This window comes from Paenibacillus sp. EKM10P, assembly GCF_011800655.1.
Classification (GTDB): Bacteria; Bacillota; Bacilli; order Paenibacillales; family Paenibacillaceae; genus Paenibacillus; species Paenibacillus polymyxa.
Genome location: NZ_JAALET010000005.1, coordinates 102087 through 119789, shown reverse-complemented (window position 1 = coordinate 119789; position 17703 = coordinate 102087). Strand labels below are relative to the sequence as shown.

The window sequence follows — 17703 nt, the reverse complement described above, 5'->3', positions numbered from 1 at the left end:
ATATATATTTGCTACGGCAGGAGGCCTTTATAATGCAAGTAGGATTAATTGGTTTGGGAAAAATGGGCTTGAATCTTGGAAAAAACCTGATCGATCATAAGCATGAAGTTGTGGCTTATGACGTCAACGCAGCTGCAATCCAAGAAATGAAGGAATATGGAGCTAAGGGTGCTTCTACTTTGGAAGAGCTTGTGCAAGCAACTCAATCCCCTAGAGTGCTGTGGATTATGGTTCCTCACCAAATTGTTGATTCTGTACTGGATCAGCTTCAACCGATGTTGTCCAAAGGAGATATCATTATCGAAGGCGGAAACTCTCATTACAAAGAGTCCATTGCTCGCCATGCCCGTCTGAAAGAATATGGTATTAGCTTCATGGATGCAGGAACTTCTGGCGGTATGGAAGGCGCGCGAAACGGTGCTTGTTATATGATCGGTGGCGATCCAGAAGCTTGGGCAGTTGTTGAGCCTATTTTCCGCGATACAGCGGTGGAAAATGGATATCTGTATGCAGGTAAATCCGGTAGCGGACATTTTCTGAAAATGGTTCACAATGGTGTGGAATACGGCATGATGGCATCCATCGGTGAAGGCTTTGAAGTGCTGGAGAAAAGTAACTTTGACTTTGATTACGAACAAGTAGCGCGTGTGTGGAACAACGGTTCCGTTATCCGCTCTTGGCTGATGGGCTTGACAGAACGCGCATTTTCCAAAGATGCAAACCTGGAGGAAATCCGTGGGGTTATGCACTCTTCCGGCGAAGGTAAATGGACAGTTGAGGAAGCACTGGATCTTCAGGCAGCAACTCCGGTCATTGCCTTGTCCTTGCTGATGCGCTACCGTTCGCTGGATGCCGATACATTCAACGGAAAAGTAGTTGCTGCACTGCGCAATGAATTTGGCGGCCACGCTGTAGAGAAGAAGTAATAACGATATAAGTTAGTATCTATCCCCGTAGCTTCATGACTGCGGGGATATTGCTATATGTTTTTGAGTATCAGATTTTTGTAAAATTCTTCCTTATGCATATTTTTCCTTGTATATCCGCACAATAGGTAAAAAAAGGCGGAGGGATGAATTGCATATGTGCAAAAGATTTTCGTTATCGGCAGATTTGGATGAGGTCAGGGATCATTTTGGTATACAACGTGTCATGTATTATTATAAAACACGTTATAACATGAGTCCCACCCAGCATGTTCCAATCGTGCTGCATCAGGATGGAGAACGGGTGCTTGATGAATTTCGCTGGGGATTTATTCCCTATTGGGGCAAGGATTGTGTCAATGCAGACCTGAATACCGTTCGGGTAAATCCTAGCTATCGCAAGATGGCGGAAACCCGTCGCTGTATTATTCCGTGCAATGGATTTTATTATTGGCGAAAATTAGGAAAACGCATGTGTGCCGTCCGAGTGGTATTGCCGGAACAGAAAATGTTTGCGGTCGCGGGGCTATATGAGATATGGCAGGATAGCCGAAAGGAACCGTTACGCACCTGTACGATGATGACGGTTCAAGCTAATACGGATATACGTGAATTTGACAGCCGTATGCCCGCTATTTTGGAAGTAGACCAAATAGATTCATGGCTAGATCCGTCGCTCCAGAACATTGATGAGTTGCTGCCTTTATTGCGCACGTATGAGCAAGGTGATATGAGCATCTATCCGGTGACCCCGCTGGTGGCCAATGATGAACATGATAGTCGTGAATGCATTCAGGAAATGGATTTGCAGTGGTCCTGGATTAAACCTTAAATGTATGTTTGAAGATTTATGTCTAATATTGATCATAAGCTTCCCGCCACCTGCATAGGTATGTAGTGGGGAACAAGCGTCATAATCCGGGGAGAGGGGAAACGGCCGAAGGAGTATCTCATATGGGATGGAGGCGATTGGAATGAGTAACGATACACTCATCCAGCTGCTGGTGCTCATGGTGACGATCATCGGTCTGGTCCAAAACCGGTAAGTGGCAGGTTCCAGAAGGCGGGAGAATTGCCGTAGGCAATCTTCCGTTTTTTTCTGCGTTAAAATGCTCGCGGATTGAGGAAGCTTGCGGTACAATAGAGGCTGGACTACAGGTGACAAGACACCTGAATATACGTCTACATACGATGCATTTTTAAGGGAGAGCGGATCATGAGTGAATTAACTTCATTACCACCAGCCAAAAAAAGGAAATTGCTGTTTAGCGCAGGACTTAGCTGGCTGTTTGATGCTATGGATGTGGGGCTGCTCTCATTTATAGTCGCAGCATTGGCTAAGGAGTGGCATCTCGGGTCAGAGCAGATTGGTCTGCTGACTGCAATGAATTCGATAGGAATGGTATTTGGGGCTGCTTTGGCAGGGATTTTGGCAGATCGTTACGGCAGACGCGCTATATTAGTGTGGACCCTGTTGATCTTTTCCATTGCCAGTGGCTTGTCTGCTTTGGCTACAGGTCTCGGTATGCTGCTGGTGCTGCGTTTTATTGCTGGCGCAGGCTTAGGTGGAGAATTGCCTGTTGCTTCGACACTGGTGTCAGAATCAGTGCCTGTGAAAGAACGAGGGAGAGCGGTTGTGCTGCTGGAAAGCTTCTGGGCGGCAGGTTGGATTCTTTCGGCTCTTATTGCCTATTTTGTTATTCCGAAATATGGTTGGCAGCTTGCCTTTATTCTCGGCGCAGTACCTGCCCTGTACGCTCTTTATTTGCGCAGAGCTATTGAGGATTCACCGCGATACAAACAGCAAAGCGTCAAACTTCCGTTACGTGCACGCTTGGCTGCGATTTGGTCAGGACCCCATCGCAAGTCTACGCTAATGCTGTGGATTTTATGGTTTACAGTTGTATTTTCATACTATGGCATGTTCCTGTGGCTGCCAAGCATAATGTTTATGAAAGGGTTTGAGCTGGTTAAAAGCTTTGAGTATGTCCTAATCATGACACTTGCACAATTACCAGGTTATTTTACCGCTGCCTATCTGATTGAAAAGCTGGGTCGCAAATTTGTACTAATTATCTACTTGTTGCTCACAGCAGTGTCCGCTATTTGGTTTGGAACTTCGGAAACGGCAGGGGTGCTGCTGGCTGCTGGTATTTGCTTGTCCTTCTTTAATCTCGGTGCATGGGGCGCCATGTATGCTTATACCCCGGAGCTATACCCAACGTCTGCCCGTTCTACCGGTGTGGGTATGGCAGCTGCATTTGGCCGTATTGGGGGCGTAATCGGGCCTTTTGTGGTTGGTATACTCGTAGGACAAGGCATAGCGTTACCATCTATCTTTGCGATTTTCTTCGTAGCGATCCTGATCGGAGCAGTTGCTGTATGGTTGCTGGGTACCGAAACTAAAAATCAGGAGATTGACTAACCTTTACATTCACCTGTGTAAAGATTCATAATACAAGAGAGAGGAGTGACCTGAAATGGAGCATACCTTTCTGCTCAAGGCAGACTGGAACGGGGGGCGCAACAGCGACGGGCGTATTGAGGCCGGACAGTTGCAAACAGCGATTTCGATTCCGGCTGAGATGGGAGGCCCTGGTGTGGGCACCAATCCGGATGAAATGCTGCTCGGTGCAGCTGCTACCTGCTATCTGATTACTTTGGCGGCGATGATGGAGCGTGCCAGTCTCCCGGTGGTATCACTGGCACTGGAATCGGAAGGGATCGTCGATGTAACGAACAATATTTTTACATATCGCCGAATCGTGCATCGTCCGCGAGTTCTATTGTCCGTCGATGCAGCAGAATCACAAATCGAACAAGCATTGCGCCTTGCAGAGCAGGCTGAAACCTCATGTATGATCTCGCGTGCCGTAGCAGGAAATGTAGCATTGTCTACAGAGCCTGTGGTGGAGCGCGCCTCTTAAAGCAATATCTGTAACAGGCGCAATCATTCCAATTGCCCATCATTTTTTTAATCCAAGGAGGACACAACCATGACAGCACAACAAAAATTGCTCGTATTCGCAGGCTCTTACGCCGAATTGGAAGGTAACGGAGTTTATTCGTATACTTTTAATGAACAGACAGGAGCCCTGACACTACAGGATGAGTTCTCCGGCTTGAAAAATCCTACATTCCTAAATGTGGATGTTAAAAATCGGAAGCTGTATTCCATTGGCGAGACAACTTCCGCTGCAGGAGCGAAGGTAGGCGAAGCCTCTGCTTTTGAAATTGACCCGGTTAAAGGCACATTTACATTGCTAAATCGTGCGGAAAACGTAGGCTCCACAACTTGTCACATTCAGCGTGATCCATCCGATCGTTACCTGATTGTGGTCAGCTACCACGGAGGTATGGTAGGGCTGGTGTCTCTGACTGAGGACGGACGTATCGGTGAGTTGCTGGATGTTAAACAGCACGAGGGCAAAGGAGCGCATCCTGAGCGTCAGGATCGTCCACATCCACATTCCAGCTTCTTTAGCCCGGACGGCCGCTTCCTGTTCGTACAAGATCTTGGACTGGATCTGATCCGTATTTATACCATTGATGACAGCAAAGGGCAACTGGTGCTGCACGGTGAAACAAAAACCCATGCAGGTGCAGGTCCACGTCACTTGACTTTCCACCCGAACAGTAAATTTGCTTTTGTTATTAACGAAGTGGATTCTTCCATTACTTCTTTTGCATATGATGCAGAAGCTGGTAAGCTTACTGAGCTGGAGAGTGTACCGACATTGCCGTCTGACTTTACTGGCGAAAACACAACTGCAGAAATTGCGATCTCACAGGATGGAGCTTATCTTTACGGTTCCAACCGTGGACATGATAGCATCGTAGTGTACGCTGTAGACGCTGCAACAGGCAAGCTGAGTCTAGTGGAGCATGTATCTGCTGAAGGCGAGCATCCGCGTCATTTTGCTTTGACACCTAATGGTGATTATATGCTCGTGGCTAACCGCGACACCAACAATATTGTTACCTTCAAAGTGGACAAGGCAAGCGGCCGCTTGACCTATAATGGACAACAAGTAACTGTGTCCAAGCCTGTATGCGTACAGCCTTTTTACTTTTCCGTGTAAAAATAGAGCAAAAACATCAGAATTATTGAAGTAACGGTATGCGGCTCGTGACCGCTACGAGAACGGACCAAACATAAAAATTTATTAGTAGAAACGGCTTGTAGGATAACTGCAGCCGTTTTTATTTTATACCCAGTCGTTCCAAATAGATCATTACCCACGGAAGTAATATAAAGTTTTAAGATCATAAATAAAATACGAATAATCTCGGTGGGAAAAGGGTACATATGTTATAAGCGGAACAGTTATCCCTTTTGCAATTTAGGACAAGCACTGTGGCTCCCATATATAAGGGTTGGAGCTTTGAAACGAAAAGATATATTTTAGTCTAAGTATTGGTATCAGTTTGTTAGATCGTTGTTGTTTTGGATAAATTCATGAAAGATGAGAATGGCAAGGATAAGCTGAGTAACGAAGCGGGCAGTGGATTTGGAGTAGCGATCGGAGAAACCATCTGTTTACGCAGTGGGCTACACATTGCACGCATTCTTGAGGAGGATGGGATTCATATGAAAATAATCATTACACAAAAGGAAGCCGCCGACAAAGGAATCTGGACAGAGATTATGGGGATGTTTGCTGTAACCAAAGAGGACGAGGTATGGCAAAATGAAGAGTTTATTCTCACCGAGGAACAGGCACGTCAGGTGGGATTACTAAAATAACAAAGGTAAATTAGGACATGTCATCAAGTTTTAAGACCAAGTCTTAAAAAATCGTAACTTATTTTTTATGTATCTGATACACTTTTTAACCGTTCAAAGTTTATGATAGGTACACAAGGGTAATGAAGCTTACAGACACCGTGTACATACCCAAACGGCAAGGAGAGATCAGACATGATGAAATTAGCTTCGAAATGGACCGTATTGACTTTGATGATGATGCTGATTACGACGGCAGGGGCAACAGCGCAAGGCTACACACCTGTAGCAGCTGCTGAAAATCAGGAGACCGTATATATAAACCAAATGGACATTCGCGATGGACAAATTTATTTGTCAGCAGACCCGATTGAATGGTACGAAGGCGCAGCAGCAGACAAAGCATTTGTGGAGCATGAAGGAAATACAGGATTGGATGGAGCGCCGGATGGCTACTACATCGTAAACAATTCCGTACAAAATGACGTGTATCAGGTTGCACCAGATGCTACGGTAGAGGTGCAGATTTATGACCACACAGGGAATATAGAAGACACAGACGTGCAATGGAACGAATCCATTCCTTTGGCACAGTTTGAGAAGGATTTTGCTAAAAAGGATGTTCTGGACCTCAGCCAATTTCCATACCATGTTACGCTTCGTGACGGTAAGGTTGTAAAAATCGTGCAGCAGTTCATTCCTTAAATAGAGGTAAGCTCATACAGACACGTGCTTCTTACTTGATCACAGATCAGGGGAGCACGTGTTTTTGTATTTTGTAGCAAAAAAAGAGGATTTCCATCCCATAAAAGGGTGCGGACATCCTCTTTTCTTCATATATATAATTAGAACGATTTTGCTGCGTCTACTGCACGTTGTACGGCAGAAGCAACGATCTCTTGTGCTTGGTCAGGAGCTTGGTTATGTCCTTCCAGTACAACCTTCACAATGTCTTTAACACCGAAGAAGGTTAAGATGTTGCTCATGAAGTTCAAAGACATCTCAGCAGCAGCAGCAGGCCCTTCGGAATAAACGCCGCCTCTTGCATTCAACAGGGCTACTTTAGTGTCAGTTACAAGACCTACAGGACCTTCAGCAGTGTATTTGAATGTTTTACCAGCTTGGTTCAGGTAGTCAATGTATGTGTGCAGTACAGCTGGAATCGTCATATTCCAGAGCGGGAAAGCAAATACGACTTTGTCTGCTGCCAAGAATTGATCCAGGTAACCATTAGCGATGTTTGCCAGGCGAGCTTCTTCTGCGTTCAGCTCCATGCCTCTTGCGGATTTGAACGTGCCGTTGATCATGTTAGCATTCAGATAAGGAAGCTCGACGGAGAACAGGTCCAGCTCAGTGATTTCATCAGATGGGTGGGAAGACTTGTAGCTTTCCACGAATGCGTTATACAATTTAACTGTTGCAGATTCTTCAGCTGTACGATCATTAGCTTTGACAAATAATACTTTAGACATGATTTATTTCCCCCTAAGTAAGTTGAATAAGTAAGTTTAGTTAGTAAGTTACCACGTAATATTACAATATAAAGATAATATCTGTCAACACTTCTATATTAAATTTACTTTGAAAAGCTGCTTTATTTTTTACACTGTGAAATTTACGTGTTTCTTTTGCAAAATATCAGTTTTGCGGTAAAATTTAAATGTAAAGTCTAATGAAGAGTATGCTTGGATAGGCGAGGAAGGAAATGAACATGGTGCCATCAAGATTTAACACCATAGTTGAACGAAAAAAGGTGAGTAGCTTGAAGATAGGTTTTTTTGATTCGGGATTGGGTGGAGTTACAGTATTGTCTGAGGCGCTAAGACGTTTGCCAAACGAAAATTTTGTTTACATGGCGGATACGCTTCATGTTCCTTATGGAACGAAAACACCCCAAGAGGTGCTTGGTTATGTCAAGGCTTCGGTGCAAACGATTCTAAAAGAGGATATTAAGGCATTGGTGATTGCCTGCAATACGGCTACAAGTATCGCGGTGGCGGAGCTAAGGAAGGAATATAAATTTCCGATTATCGGAATGGAACCAGCCGTGAAGCCAGCGGTCGAGATGAACCGAGCCAATGGTAAAAGAGTTCTGGTGCTGGCGACACCGTTGACATTAAAACAATCCGGTTATGCGGCACTGGTATCCAGAGTTGACGATCACGGAAGTGTGGACTCATTGCCTTTGCCGGAGCTCGTACAATATTGCGAACAGTTGAATTTTGACCGTACGGAATTGTTCAATTATTTTAACCATAAGCTGTCTTCGTTTAACTTAGACGTCTATGGTACGGTCGTATTGGGATGTACACATTATCCATTTTATAAGGAAATTTTGAGAGAACTGCTGCCTTCTCATATTCAGCTCATTGATGGGAGCCAGGGAACGGTCAAACGCTTGAAACAGGTGCTGTCCGAGCGTAATTTACTGGCAGCTCCGTTGACAACCGGCCAATTGCAGGAGGGACATGTCACTTTTCTATGTACCAGTCAGGATAAAGCCTATGTCCATAAGATGGAGCGGGCGCTTGAAATCTATGCGGAGCATGAAAAAATATATTTGTAAGAAAAGAATGGCTGGCGAACAGGTGGGCTAGATCAGCAATCTGAAGCGCCAGCCACATTATTTGTCGTATTATTTATGGATCAGATGCATAGGGAGGTTTTACATGGACATTCAATTTATCCTGAATGAGCTGTATGAAGCAGGCGTGCTTGAAAGCCATATGCAAAATCTCAAACCGCTGACTGGCGGAACTTCGAGTGAAGTGGTTGTTGTCATGGACGGTACCAGACCACGATATGTCATTAAGCAAAATGATCCCGCGATTGTAAAAGCCGAGGCAGAATTTTTGCTTACCTATGCACAGATTGAGAAGCTATCTCGAGTGATTTATGTAGATTCCCTGCATCGTTATTTGGTATATGCGTTCAAGCCAGGATTCACTAGGCAATATAGTGAAAGAAATAAGGATGATTTGCTGCTCAGTCTGGCGACAGAGGTCATTGCACACTACAAATCCCTTCGAGAGGAACGCAAGTATGGTTATTCGGATCATCCGTTTGTGGAATGGAGAGATTTTTTGCTCCACAGAACGAAAGAATCCGAAAAGATTATACAAGACGTCTTACCCCCAGAAAATCATCGGTTCATCCATACTCTTGTGGCCGGATCACCGCAACGGAATATTAAATATTTGCTTCATGGCGATTTCGGAGTACATAATTTTGTGTTTGCCGAAGATGGTACATTGACAGGTATTATTGACCCTGATCCAGTGGTGGGAGAACCTCTGTATGATTTGATATATGCCTTTTGTTCTTCACCGGATAGGCTGACCATCGATACCATTTTGCCGGCAGTAGAGAAGCTTAGTCCAGAGATGACAGGGGAATATGAGCTGAACAGGGAAGTGCTACAGGGATTATACTTTCGTATAGCTACCTGCATTCGCCATCATCCGGAAGATCTAGACCAATATACAGAAGCATGGAACTACTGGCTGAACAGGGTTCGTTGAAAGGAATAGGAAGCATGAGCATACAAGGATGGAATCACATTTGCTTTTCGGTGTCTAATTTGGAGAAGTCTATACAATTCTATCAGAATATACTAGATGGAAAACTGCTCGTTAAAGGACGCAAGCTGGCTTATCTGGATTGCCTGGGAATGTGGTTGGCTCTCAATGTGGAAGAGGATATTCTGAGAAATGAAATTCATCATTCCTACACGCATATTGCATTTTCAGTAGCGGAAGCGGATTTTGAAAGTATGCTTAACAAGCTGAAAACTCTTAATGTCCCTATTCTGCCCGGACGTGAGCGAAATGAACAGGATAAAAGATCAGTCTATTTTACAGATCCAGACGGACACAAGTTCGAATTCCACACAGGACAATTGCAGGACCGCTTGGAATATTATAAAAATGATAAAAAACATATGACTTTTTACGAATAAGTAAGCGTTATCAAAAAATGTATGAGTAAATTTGGATTTACATACGGAAGCGGGAGGAATACATAAGTATGTCATTGTCGCAGGAAAGTGGCTCCAAGCAAGCGCAGGCCGTTAAAACGATGACGGTTTTCGCGATTACTTGGCCGATCTTCATAGAAATGCTATTTCATATTTTGATGGGTAGCGTGGATACGTTCATGCTTAGCCATGTTTCAGATGAGGTTGTATCGGCTGTCGGTGTATCCAGACAGTTAATTGAATTTACGATTATACTCTTCAATCTGCTTGGTCTTGGAGTAGGTGTGATCATTGCTCAGTTATTAGGTGCGCAAAAGCATGTGGACGCAAGCCGTGTTACCGCATCGGCACTAACCTTTAATCTGGTATTTGGCCTGGCGCTGAGTTTGATGTTTATCGTGAGCCGGGATTTTTTACTATCCTTCTATCATATTACTCCGACCATTAAGGAAAATGCAGAAATCTATATGATGCTGGCAGGGGGTTCGCTGTTTTTGGAAGCCCTTATGCTAACCGCAGGGCCGGTCATTCGCTCGCATGGTTTTACCAAAGATACGATGATCGTAGGCATTGGTATGAATATATTGCATGTTGTGGGAAATGCATTGCTCATATACGGCTGGTTTGGTCTGCCGCAAATGGGAGTGGCGGGAGCAGCGATTTCAACGGTTATTAGCCGCGTCGTCGCATTTGTGTGGATTTTTATCCTGCTGTACAAACGTGTAAGTGCGCCGATTCGTATCCAATATTATGTACAGCTTCAATGGAGCAAGCTGGTGGCGATCCTGAAAATTGGTATTCCTGCCGGGCTGGAATGGCTTTCTTATCAGCTTAGTCAAATGATGGTGACCCGATTTGTCAGCTTTATGGGTACAACAGCGATTGCAACTCATTTCTATACGAATACGATTGTGTATTTTTTTATGGTATTTGGAATGGCCGTCGGCGAGGGAACCGAAATTATTGTGGCTCGCCTGATTGGAGCAGGAGACAAGGAAAAAGCATATCATCAACTTTTACGAAGCCTGAAATGGTCACTAGTCATTACGATTGCTGTGATCGTGGCTGTATCCTTTTTCCGATATGAAGTGATGGCGATCTTTACGGACGAGCCAGCGATCATTCAATTAGGGGCAGCGATTTTGTTGTTCTGTATATTGCTGGAGCCGGGCCGTGTGTTCAATCACGTGGTCATTAACTCTCTGCGAGCAGCAGGAGATGTTCAGTTCCCCTTAATGATGGCCATTATTTCAATGTGGGGGATCAAAATCCCGCTAGCATATGTGCTAGGCATTCATATGGGATATGGTGTGCTGGGTGTGTGGATAGCACATGCATGCGATGAATGGGTACGAGGTATTTTTCACTATTTACGCTGGAAAGGCCGGAAATGGCAGCACAAATCGCTGCTATCTAAGGCTGAGCTACAAGCGGAATCAATCTAAGGCTCATAGAGGCAGACATTTCCCAATTGATTTGGTTGATGTCTGTTTTTTTTGCAAAAATAAGCAAATTGGGATGTTCAAACTTTTCAAAAATTGCTAGAATATAGTAACCTCGAATGCAGTAGAGGTTTTCAAAGTTTCAAAGACGGATGGTTTCCAATTGAATCCATGAAGGAGGGAATAAGATGGAACGTAAAGTGCATATCATTCCTTACCAAGTGATCAAGCAGGAGCAACAAGTGAATGAAATACCGCGAGGGGTGGAGATGATCCAGGCACCTGCGGTATGGAACCAGACTCGAGGCCGAGGAGTAAAGGTGGCGGTACTGGACACGGGCTGTGATGCGGACCATCCGGATCTGAAGGCACGCATTATTGGTGGCCGCAATTTCACGGATGATGACGAAGGTGATCCGGAAATTTTCAAGGATTACAACGGTCACGGTACACATGTGGCAGGAACCATTGCGGCAGCGGAAAATGAGAATGGTGTCGTAGGTGTCGCCCCAGAGGCAGATCTGCTCATCATCAAAGTGCTAAACAAGCAGGGCTCCGGTCAATATGACTGGATCATCCAAGGTATCTATTATGCAATTGAGCAAAAGGCAGACATCATCTCGATGTCGCTTGGCGGCCCTGAGGATGTGCCTGAGCTTCATGAAGCAGTAAAAAAGGCTGTAGCCAGCCAAATCCTGGTCATCTGTGCAGCTGGAAATGAGGGAGACGGTGACGACAGAACGGACGAGCTCGGCTACCCTGGCTGTTATAATGAAGTGATCAGCGTAGGTGCTATCAACTTTGACAGACACGCCTCAGAGTTCAGTAATTCTAATAATGAGGTGGATTTGGTTGCACCAGGAGAAGATATTTTGTCCACAGTTCCGGGCGGGAAATATGCGACCTTTAGCGGAACATCGATGGCTACTCCGCACGTAGCAGGTGCATTGGCGTTGATTAAGCAGCTGGCGAATGCGAGCTTTGAGCGTGATCTCACCGAACCGGAATTATACGCCCAACTCATCAAACGCACAATTCCACTCGGCAATTCTCCTAAGATGGAGGGCAACGGCCTGCTGTACTTGACAGCAGTGGAGGAGCTTTCCCGTATTTTCGACACGCAACGTGTAGCGGGAATATTGAGTACAGCATCCTTAAAGGTTAAATAAGTCGTAACAACGGACTATAACGACTCTCCTAAGCGGAGAGTCTTTTTGTGCGCTTCATTTTATTTGAGAATCTCCATTTACATCGTATTCAAATGTCGGGTAACATGTATCTCAAGGAAATAGTCAAGAAAAAAGTGGGGAATTAGCATGGAACAAATGATTGCAAAAGTCAGCGATCTAAGACGTACAGGACAGGCAATGGAAGCACGTGAGCTTTTATTAGAGGTCCTTGAGCAGGAGCCGAAAGAAGCGGAGTTATGGTATCAGACAGCATGGACGCACGACGTATTGGGCATGGAAAGGGAGGCGGTTCCCTTTTATGAAAAAAGCCTAGGTATGGCACTAGCCGCAGATTCCAGGAGAGGAGCCATCCTAGGATTAAGCAGTACATATCGTGTATTAGGGGATTACGCCAAGGCGAAAGCGTGGTTGGACACAGGAATGAACGAATTTCCGGATTACAGACCGTTTCGGGTATTCTACGCTATGGTGTTATATAATCTGGGGAAACACGGGAAGGCCATGGAGGGGCTGCTCATGGAGTTGGCTGAAACGACTGCAGACATAACATTACAGGAGTACTCCCGTGCCATTCAATATTATGCTGATAAGTTAGACCAGATCGAGGAATAAGTAGGCCGGAGTGAGAGCATAAGCGGCATTGTGTATATATGTTTCCTACATAAAAAGATCACAGTCAGAGAGCAGGAAGCCTCTTTTCTAACTGTGATCTTTTGCTTTTTATTGTCTAGCTGTAGGGGCCTACCTGGAGGAGCTATATGCTGTGATTATTGCGCACCCTCGGTGACAGCAATTTCTTTCTCCAAGTCTACTCTGGACAAATTAGCCTTCAAGTAATCTGGTGTATCGGGCAGGACAAGATGTAGATTGGATTTTTGACAAATGCGGATTGTGCACTTGTCGACAACAAAATCAAAAACATGCCCCCCTCCAGTGCGTTCATCATTAATAAAATGGAGATGAAATCCGGCTACTCCAATCCCTTGTGCATAAGCAGGTGTCCAAAAGCCTGTGATCACGCCGGAAGCGTCATTAAAAGTAAAGGTAGGCTGTGACTTGGTTGCTTCGATAAATGGTTTGTAAGGCTTCACTTGATGAGGCACAGTACGTGTCTTTACTTCACGAAAAGTGCCATCCATACGGAAGGCATAGAACAGATTACGGCTTGGAAACAGCTTTAGCAGCAAAGCTTCCAGCTCTTCACGATGCATGGGATGGTCAATAGTATATGTGAAATCTTCGCGGAAAAAGGTGACGGTGGAAAACGGAGTAGTTTCTTCCGGTTTTACGCGATGGGCCGTACCGTCTGGAAGCAAGTGATAAAATTCACCATCGAACGCGATCATCTCGCCATTCAGTTGATCAAAGGTACCAATTCCGAAATCCCCGTGCTTTTGCAGCTCCTCAAAGGCAACAACTCCATCATAAAGACCATCTAATAGAGCAAGCATAGTGGACGTTTGGTAAATATCATGATCATTTTCTTGCTTGGTTTCCAGTCCTGCAACGGTCATGGTAATACACTTCCTTTTGTAATTGTATGCATTCATTTTCTTTCTTTTTCAATAATAAACGTAATGTTTCAGTAAATAACACAAATAGCTCAAAAAAATTATAAAAAATAACGTGTTGCTCTTTAATTGTCACGAAACCGTCACGAGAGAGTCTCGGTAAAAGTTAGTTTAATTGATTTGGTAGCAGTTTGCGTCCCAACTGGATATTATCTTGATAATCAATCGGAATATCAACGACCACAGGGCCATCCGTATGAAGAGCTTGCTGCAATACGTTTTCCAGTTCTTCAGGAGAGTGGACGCGTAATCCGGTGGCCCCAAAGCTTTCCGCATATTTCACGACATCGACATCTCCAAATTTTACGCCAGACGTTCTGCCGTATTTAATCTGTTGTTGAAAGGCGACCATGTCATAGGTACCATCTCTCCATACAATATGCACTAGCGGTGAGTTAAGACGTACAGCGGTTTCGAGCTCCATGGATGAAAACAGAAATCCTCCGTCTCCAGAAATAGACACGACTTTTTGACCGGGGTTGACGAGTGTAGCGGCAATCCCCCAAGGCAGTGCTACGCCCAACGTCTGCATTCCGTTGCTGAATAGCAGGCGTCGCGGTTCATACGAACGGAAATACCGTGCCATCCAAATGTAGTGTGAACCGACATCACAGGTGACTGTGACGTTATCATCAATCAGACTGCGAAGTGTGCGAATAAATTGTAATGGATGAATCAGAAAATCATGCTTGTGGGCTGGAACAGCTGCTTGCTCGTTCAGATCATGGCGTAGACGATTCAATTGGTCGCAGGAGGATTTAGGTAGCTTTAAGGTAGGCAACTCTTCTGCGAGGCCACTCACAATCAGACCTATGTTCCCGATTAACTCGTAATCCGGTTGATAATCATGATCAATATCGGCTTGATGGTCATCCAGATGAATGAGTGTTCGATTTGCCGGGATGTTCCAGTTTTTTGGGTCGTATTCGATAGGATCATAGCCAATCGTCAATACCAAATCTGCGGCTCCAAGCAGCATATCACCCGGTTGATTTTGGAACAGCCCCACTCTTCCAAAATAGTGGTCTTCCAGTTCACGGGAGATGGCTCCAGCGGCCTGGAAGGTTTCGACAACAGGCAGATCTGTATCTCGAATAAGAGCACGGATAGCTGCGGTGGCTTCAGGCGTGCTGGCTTTCATACCGAGAAGAAGTACGGGCAGTTTGGCTTTTTTGATTTGGTCTGCGACTTGTTTGATGAGCTCGGCGGGTGCAGTCCCAAGCTGGGGAAGGGAAACCTTCTCAATGACTGTTACTTCGGATGACGAAGTCAACACGTCCTGCGGCAGGCTGACGAATGTGGCTCCAGGCTGGGCTGAGGTCGCAATCCGAAATGCATTAGCAATGGCTTCCGGTACATTATCAGGGTGTTCTACTTCTACACTGTATTTAGTGATAGGTTCGAATAGTCCGGCATTATCCATAGATTGATGTGTGCGTTTCAGGCGTTCCGATCTTGGGACTGCACCTGCAATGGCGACGACAGGATCACTTTCTGCATTCGCGGTGACAAGTCCTGTCGCCAAGTTAGACGCGCCTGGACCCGAGGTAACAATGCATACACCCGGCTTACCAGTTAATCGACCGACCGCTGCTGCCATAAAGGCGGCATTTTGTTCATGGCGGCATACGATCAATTCTGGACCCCGATCTTGAAGAACATCAAAAACAGAATCGATTTTGGCACCTGGAATGCCAAAAATATGCGTAACCCCTTGCTTAATCAAACAGTCGACAACAAGGTCGGCTCCTTTTGTATCGGATTTGGTTTTAGTTTTAGTTTGAACAGCTTGCACTTTTGTACTCAATGCTACCACCTCTTCTTCTTCGTGTGTGAAATAAACTAATGAAATACTTTCAATGTAAATCAATGGATGTATATTGCAATTATAATACAATAACTGGTATTTTCAAGAAAGAAATTTTCAGAAAAAAAGAGAAAATCGTATAAAACGTTTTCAAAGTTTGATTTATCGCGGAAATTAAAATTTGTGGAATTTTCTTATGGTCTCAGTCATCGAGAAGGTTTAGAACAGTTCTCCTCAAATGGGGGCAGATCATTTTTATCCGCTCACATGATAAAAATCACTTTCCTCTACAAAGGATAGCGGTTACAATGTAATTGTTGTTAACGTAAACATTAAATTTAAGGTGAAGTAATCCAGCGTGATAGGATGTACAGAAATCATATTATAGCTTTTTCATCCTGTATAACCACGTGGATTTCTATGTTATGGAGAATGTAATTGTTAAAAGGTAAGTAGAGCTCGAATATTTTTGTTAACGTTAACAATTAATTAAGAAACACGATTATAGAAGGGATGAGAAAGTAATGACCAAAACGTTTTTAGACGAAAACTTTTTGTTGAGCAATCCAACGGCTGAAACCTTGTATCATCAATATGCCAAGGATATGCCGATTATTGACTATCATTGTCATTTAAGTCCACAAGAAATTTATGAAAATAAAAAATTCAAGAATATTACGGAAGCTTGGTTGTACGGTGATCATTACAAGTGGAGACTTATGCGGGCCAATGGGGTCGAGGAGCGATTGATCACGGGTGATGGTGAAGATTATGACAAGTTTCTGGCCTGGGCCAAAACTGTACCTACATTGATCGGCAACCCGTTGTACCATTGGACACATTTGGAGCTTCAACGCTTTTTTGGTGTCTACGAGTTGCTGAATGAACAGAACGCACCTGTGATTTGGGAAAAGGTAAACCAAAAGCTGCAGGGGCCGGGCTATGGGGCACGTGATCTGATTGTGAACTCGAAGGTAACTGTCGTGTGCACCACGGATGATCCGACCGACCATCTCGAATACCACAAACAAATCAGCAAGCTGACCGATTTCCCAGTAGCTGTGTTGCCAAGCTTCCGCCCCGACAAAGCTTTGGAAATTAATCGTGAAACCTTCCAGCCATGGGTGGCTCGATTGGGTGAAGTCAGCGGATTGGACGTTTCCGGGTTTGAAGGATTTTTGAATGCGCTGGCAAGCCGGGTGCGCCATTTTCATGCTGCCGGAGGTCGGGTATCTGATCATGCGCTGGATACTGTAGTTTTTGAAGAAACAACACCGGAGGAAGCAGCAGCCATATTCAGCAAGGGGCTGGAGGAAGGCCGTGTGACTCCTTTGGAAGAGGCGAAATATAAGTCGTACGTGCTGGTCTTCCTTGGCAAACAGTATGCAGAACACGGCTGGGCGATGCAGTACCATATTCACGCGCTGCGTAACAACAACACTGCGATGTTCCGTCGTTTGGGACCGGATACAGGCTACGATGCTGTAAACGATGGTTCCCTCGCTCGTCCACTGGCAGCATTGCTGGATGCACAGGAACTGGCAGGAGGATTGCCAAAAACCATTTTGTATTCGCTTAATTCGGTTGACTATCCAGTATTGGCAAGTCTCGCAGGCAGCTTCCAATCCGGTGGTACAGTAGGGAAAATCCAGTTTGGTACCGCTTGGTGGTTTAATGACCATATCGAAGGCATGCAGGAGCAGATGAAGCTGCTGGCTAATTACGGAGTGCTATCCCGCTTTATTGGCATGCTGACGGATTCGCGCAGCTTTCTATCTTACACACGTCATGAATATTTCCGCCGTATCCTTTGCGATTTAATCGGAACGTGGGTTCAGGAGGGCAAGGCCCCTGAGGATCTGGAACTGCTCGGAGCCATGGTACAAAATATTTGCTACAATAACGCCGAGCAATATTTTAACTTCCCAACGGTTGTTCATAGTAAGTGACGCTACATTTAAAGTGAGGACTCACTAACTTCAGAGAAAAGGAGCTCTTGCTAGGAGCTTGTACCCATCTCCCGGCAAGAGCAATTAAAAACCAAAATAGATATCAATGAGTATGT

17 protein-coding genes are annotated in these 17703 nt (G+C 44.9%); 14 read left to right on the top strand and 3 right to left on the bottom strand.

The window, feature by feature from the left end:
- Nucleotides 1-32: 32 nt before the first annotated feature.
- The 7 genes from gnd (at nucleotide 33) to HFE01_RS15030 (ending at nucleotide 6357) form a co-directional block, all read left to right on the top strand.
- Nucleotides 33-926, top strand: a complete 894-nt coding sequence (gnd, locus tag HFE01_RS15060) for a phosphogluconate dehydrogenase (NAD(+)-dependent, decarboxylating) (protein WP_044785625.1) — start codon at nucleotides 33-35, stop codon at nucleotides 924-926.
- A gap of 157 nt (nucleotides 927-1083) precedes the next feature.
- Nucleotides 1084-1758, top strand: coding sequence for an SOS response-associated peptidase (locus tag HFE01_RS15055; protein WP_017428335.1), 675 nt, complete (start codon nucleotides 1084-1086; stop codon nucleotides 1756-1758).
- A gap of 384 nt (nucleotides 1759-2142) precedes the next feature.
- Nucleotides 2143-3351 carry an MFS transporter gene (locus HFE01_RS15050; RefSeq protein WP_107734193.1) on the top strand — a complete coding sequence of 403 codons (1209 nt, stop codon included), beginning with the start codon at nucleotides 2143-2145 and terminating at the stop codon, nucleotides 3349-3351.
- Between the two features lie 55 nt (nucleotides 3352-3406).
- Nucleotides 3407-3853: an OsmC family protein gene (locus HFE01_RS15045; protein ID WP_025364698.1), complete on the top strand. Its 447-nt coding sequence runs from the start codon at nucleotides 3407-3409 to the stop codon at nucleotides 3851-3853.
- A gap of 69 nt (nucleotides 3854-3922) precedes the next feature.
- Nucleotides 3923-5008, top strand: a complete 1086-nt coding sequence (locus HFE01_RS15040) for a lactonase family protein (RefSeq protein ID WP_107734192.1) — start codon at nucleotides 3923-3925, stop codon at nucleotides 5006-5008.
- 377 nt (nucleotides 5009-5385) lie between these two features.
- A complete protein-coding gene (locus tag HFE01_RS15035; RefSeq protein ID WP_107734191.1) occupies nucleotides 5386-5673 on the top strand; it encodes a hypothetical protein in 288 nt (95 codons plus the stop codon).
- Nucleotides 5674-5847: 174 nt separating this feature from the next.
- Nucleotides 5848-6357, top strand: a complete 510-nt coding sequence (locus HFE01_RS15030; RefSeq protein WP_017428339.1) for a hypothetical protein — start codon at nucleotides 5848-5850, stop codon at nucleotides 6355-6357.
- Between the two features lie 140 nt (nucleotides 6358-6497).
- Here the strand turns inward: HFE01_RS15030 and HFE01_RS15025 are convergent, their stop codons facing one another.
- A complete protein-coding gene (locus HFE01_RS15025; RefSeq protein ID WP_016821060.1) occupies nucleotides 6498-7124 on the bottom strand; it encodes an FMN-dependent NADH-azoreductase in 627 nt (208 codons plus the stop codon).
- Nucleotides 7125-7363: 239 nt separating this feature from the next.
- Between HFE01_RS15025 and murI the strand changes: the two genes are divergently transcribed.
- The 6 genes from murI (at nucleotide 7364) to HFE01_RS14995 (ending at nucleotide 12872) form a co-directional block, all read left to right on the top strand.
- A complete protein-coding gene (gene murI, locus HFE01_RS15020; RefSeq protein ID WP_107734190.1) occupies nucleotides 7364-8218 on the top strand; it encodes a glutamate racemase in 855 nt (284 codons plus the stop codon).
- A 103-nt stretch (nucleotides 8219-8321) separates the two neighbouring features.
- The gene (locus tag HFE01_RS15015; RefSeq protein ID WP_107734189.1) at nucleotides 8322-9173 is read left to right on the top strand and encodes an aminoglycoside phosphotransferase family protein; all 852 of its coding nucleotides are present in this window, start codon (nucleotides 8322-8324) and stop codon (nucleotides 9171-9173) included.
- A gap of 14 nt (nucleotides 9174-9187) precedes the next feature.
- A complete protein-coding gene (gene fosB / locus HFE01_RS15010) occupies nucleotides 9188-9610 on the top strand; it encodes a metallothiol transferase FosB (RefSeq protein WP_107734188.1) in 423 nt (140 codons plus the stop codon).
- A gap of 68 nt (nucleotides 9611-9678) precedes the next feature.
- Nucleotides 9679-11073, top strand: a complete 1395-nt coding sequence (locus HFE01_RS15005) for an MATE family efflux transporter (protein WP_107734187.1) — start codon at nucleotides 9679-9681, stop codon at nucleotides 11071-11073.
- 185 nt (nucleotides 11074-11258) lie between these two features.
- Complete coding sequence (locus tag HFE01_RS15000; RefSeq protein WP_019687057.1) at nucleotides 11259-12239, top strand: S8 family peptidase; 981 nt, start codon at nucleotides 11259-11261, stop codon at nucleotides 12237-12239.
- Nucleotides 12240-12386: 147 nt separating this feature from the next.
- Nucleotides 12387-12872, top strand: a complete 486-nt coding sequence (locus HFE01_RS14995; RefSeq protein ID WP_167438443.1) for a tetratricopeptide repeat protein — start codon at nucleotides 12387-12389, stop codon at nucleotides 12870-12872.
- Nucleotides 12873-13027: 155 nt separating this feature from the next.
- On the opposite strand, the gene budA is transcribed toward HFE01_RS14995, so the two are convergent.
- Together budA and alsS are read right to left on the bottom strand one after the other, a co-directional pair.
- Nucleotides 13028-13774 (bottom strand): acetolactate decarboxylase, encoded by a 747-nt coding sequence (gene budA, locus HFE01_RS14990; protein ID WP_025364704.1) that lies wholly within the window; start codon nucleotides 13772-13774, stop codon nucleotides 13028-13030.
- A 163-nt stretch (nucleotides 13775-13937) separates the two neighbouring features.
- Nucleotides 13938-15647 (bottom strand): acetolactate synthase AlsS, encoded by a 1710-nt coding sequence (gene alsS / locus HFE01_RS14985; protein ID WP_181323677.1) that lies wholly within the window; start codon nucleotides 15645-15647, stop codon nucleotides 13938-13940.
- A gap of 515 nt (nucleotides 15648-16162) precedes the next feature.
- Here alsS and uxaC point away from each other — a divergent pair.
- Nucleotides 16163-17587: a glucuronate isomerase gene (gene uxaC / locus HFE01_RS14980; protein ID WP_016821071.1), complete on the top strand. Its 1425-nt coding sequence runs from the start codon at nucleotides 16163-16165 to the stop codon at nucleotides 17585-17587.
- The last annotated feature ends 116 nt before the right edge of the window (nucleotides 17588-17703 follow it).

Excerpts from the sequence above, each read along its gene's own strand:
- HFE01_RS15045 (WP_025364698.1), top strand. The coding sequence starts at position 3,407 with ATGGAGCATACCTTTCTGCTCAAGGCAGACTGGAACGGGGGGCGCAAC.
- HFE01_RS15040 (WP_107734192.1), top strand. The coding sequence starts at position 3,923 with ATGACAGCACAACAAAAATTGCTCGTATTCGCAGGCTCTTACGCCGAA.
- HFE01_RS15055 (WP_017428335.1), top strand. The coding sequence starts at position 1,084 with ATGTGCAAAAGATTTTCGTTATCGGCAGATTTGGATGAGGTCAGGGAT.
- budA (WP_025364704.1), bottom strand. The coding sequence starts at position 13,774 with ATGACCGTTGCAGGACTGGAAACCAAGCAAGAAAATGATCATGATATT.
- murI (WP_107734190.1), top strand. The coding sequence starts at position 7,364 with ATGGTGCCATCAAGATTTAACACCATAGTTGAACGAAAAAAGGTGAGT.
- fosB (WP_107734188.1), top strand. The coding sequence starts at position 9,188 with ATGAGCATACAAGGATGGAATCACATTTGCTTTTCGGTGTCTAATTTG.
- gnd (WP_044785625.1), top strand. The coding sequence starts at position 33 with ATGCAAGTAGGATTAATTGGTTTGGGAAAAATGGGCTTGAATCTTGGA.
- HFE01_RS15030 (WP_017428339.1), top strand. The coding sequence starts at position 5,848 with ATGATGAAATTAGCTTCGAAATGGACCGTATTGACTTTGATGATGATG.
- HFE01_RS14995 (WP_167438443.1), top strand. The coding sequence starts at position 12,387 with ATGGAACAAATGATTGCAAAAGTCAGCGATCTAAGACGTACAGGACAG.
- HFE01_RS15050 (WP_107734193.1), top strand. The coding sequence starts at position 2,143 with ATGAGTGAATTAACTTCATTACCACCAGCCAAAAAAAGGAAATTGCTG.
- HFE01_RS15000 (WP_019687057.1), top strand. The coding sequence starts at position 11,259 with ATGGAACGTAAAGTGCATATCATTCCTTACCAAGTGATCAAGCAGGAG.
- HFE01_RS15025 (WP_016821060.1), bottom strand. The coding sequence starts at position 7,124 with ATGTCTAAAGTATTATTTGTCAAAGCTAATGATCGTACAGCTGAAGAA.
- HFE01_RS15005 (WP_107734187.1), top strand. The coding sequence starts at position 9,679 with ATGTCATTGTCGCAGGAAAGTGGCTCCAAGCAAGCGCAGGCCGTTAAA.
- uxaC (WP_016821071.1), top strand. The coding sequence starts at position 16,163 with ATGACCAAAACGTTTTTAGACGAAAACTTTTTGTTGAGCAATCCAACG.
- HFE01_RS15035 (WP_107734191.1), top strand. The coding sequence starts at position 5,386 with ATGAAAGATGAGAATGGCAAGGATAAGCTGAGTAACGAAGCGGGCAGT.
- HFE01_RS15015 (WP_107734189.1), top strand. The coding sequence starts at position 8,322 with ATGGACATTCAATTTATCCTGAATGAGCTGTATGAAGCAGGCGTGCTT.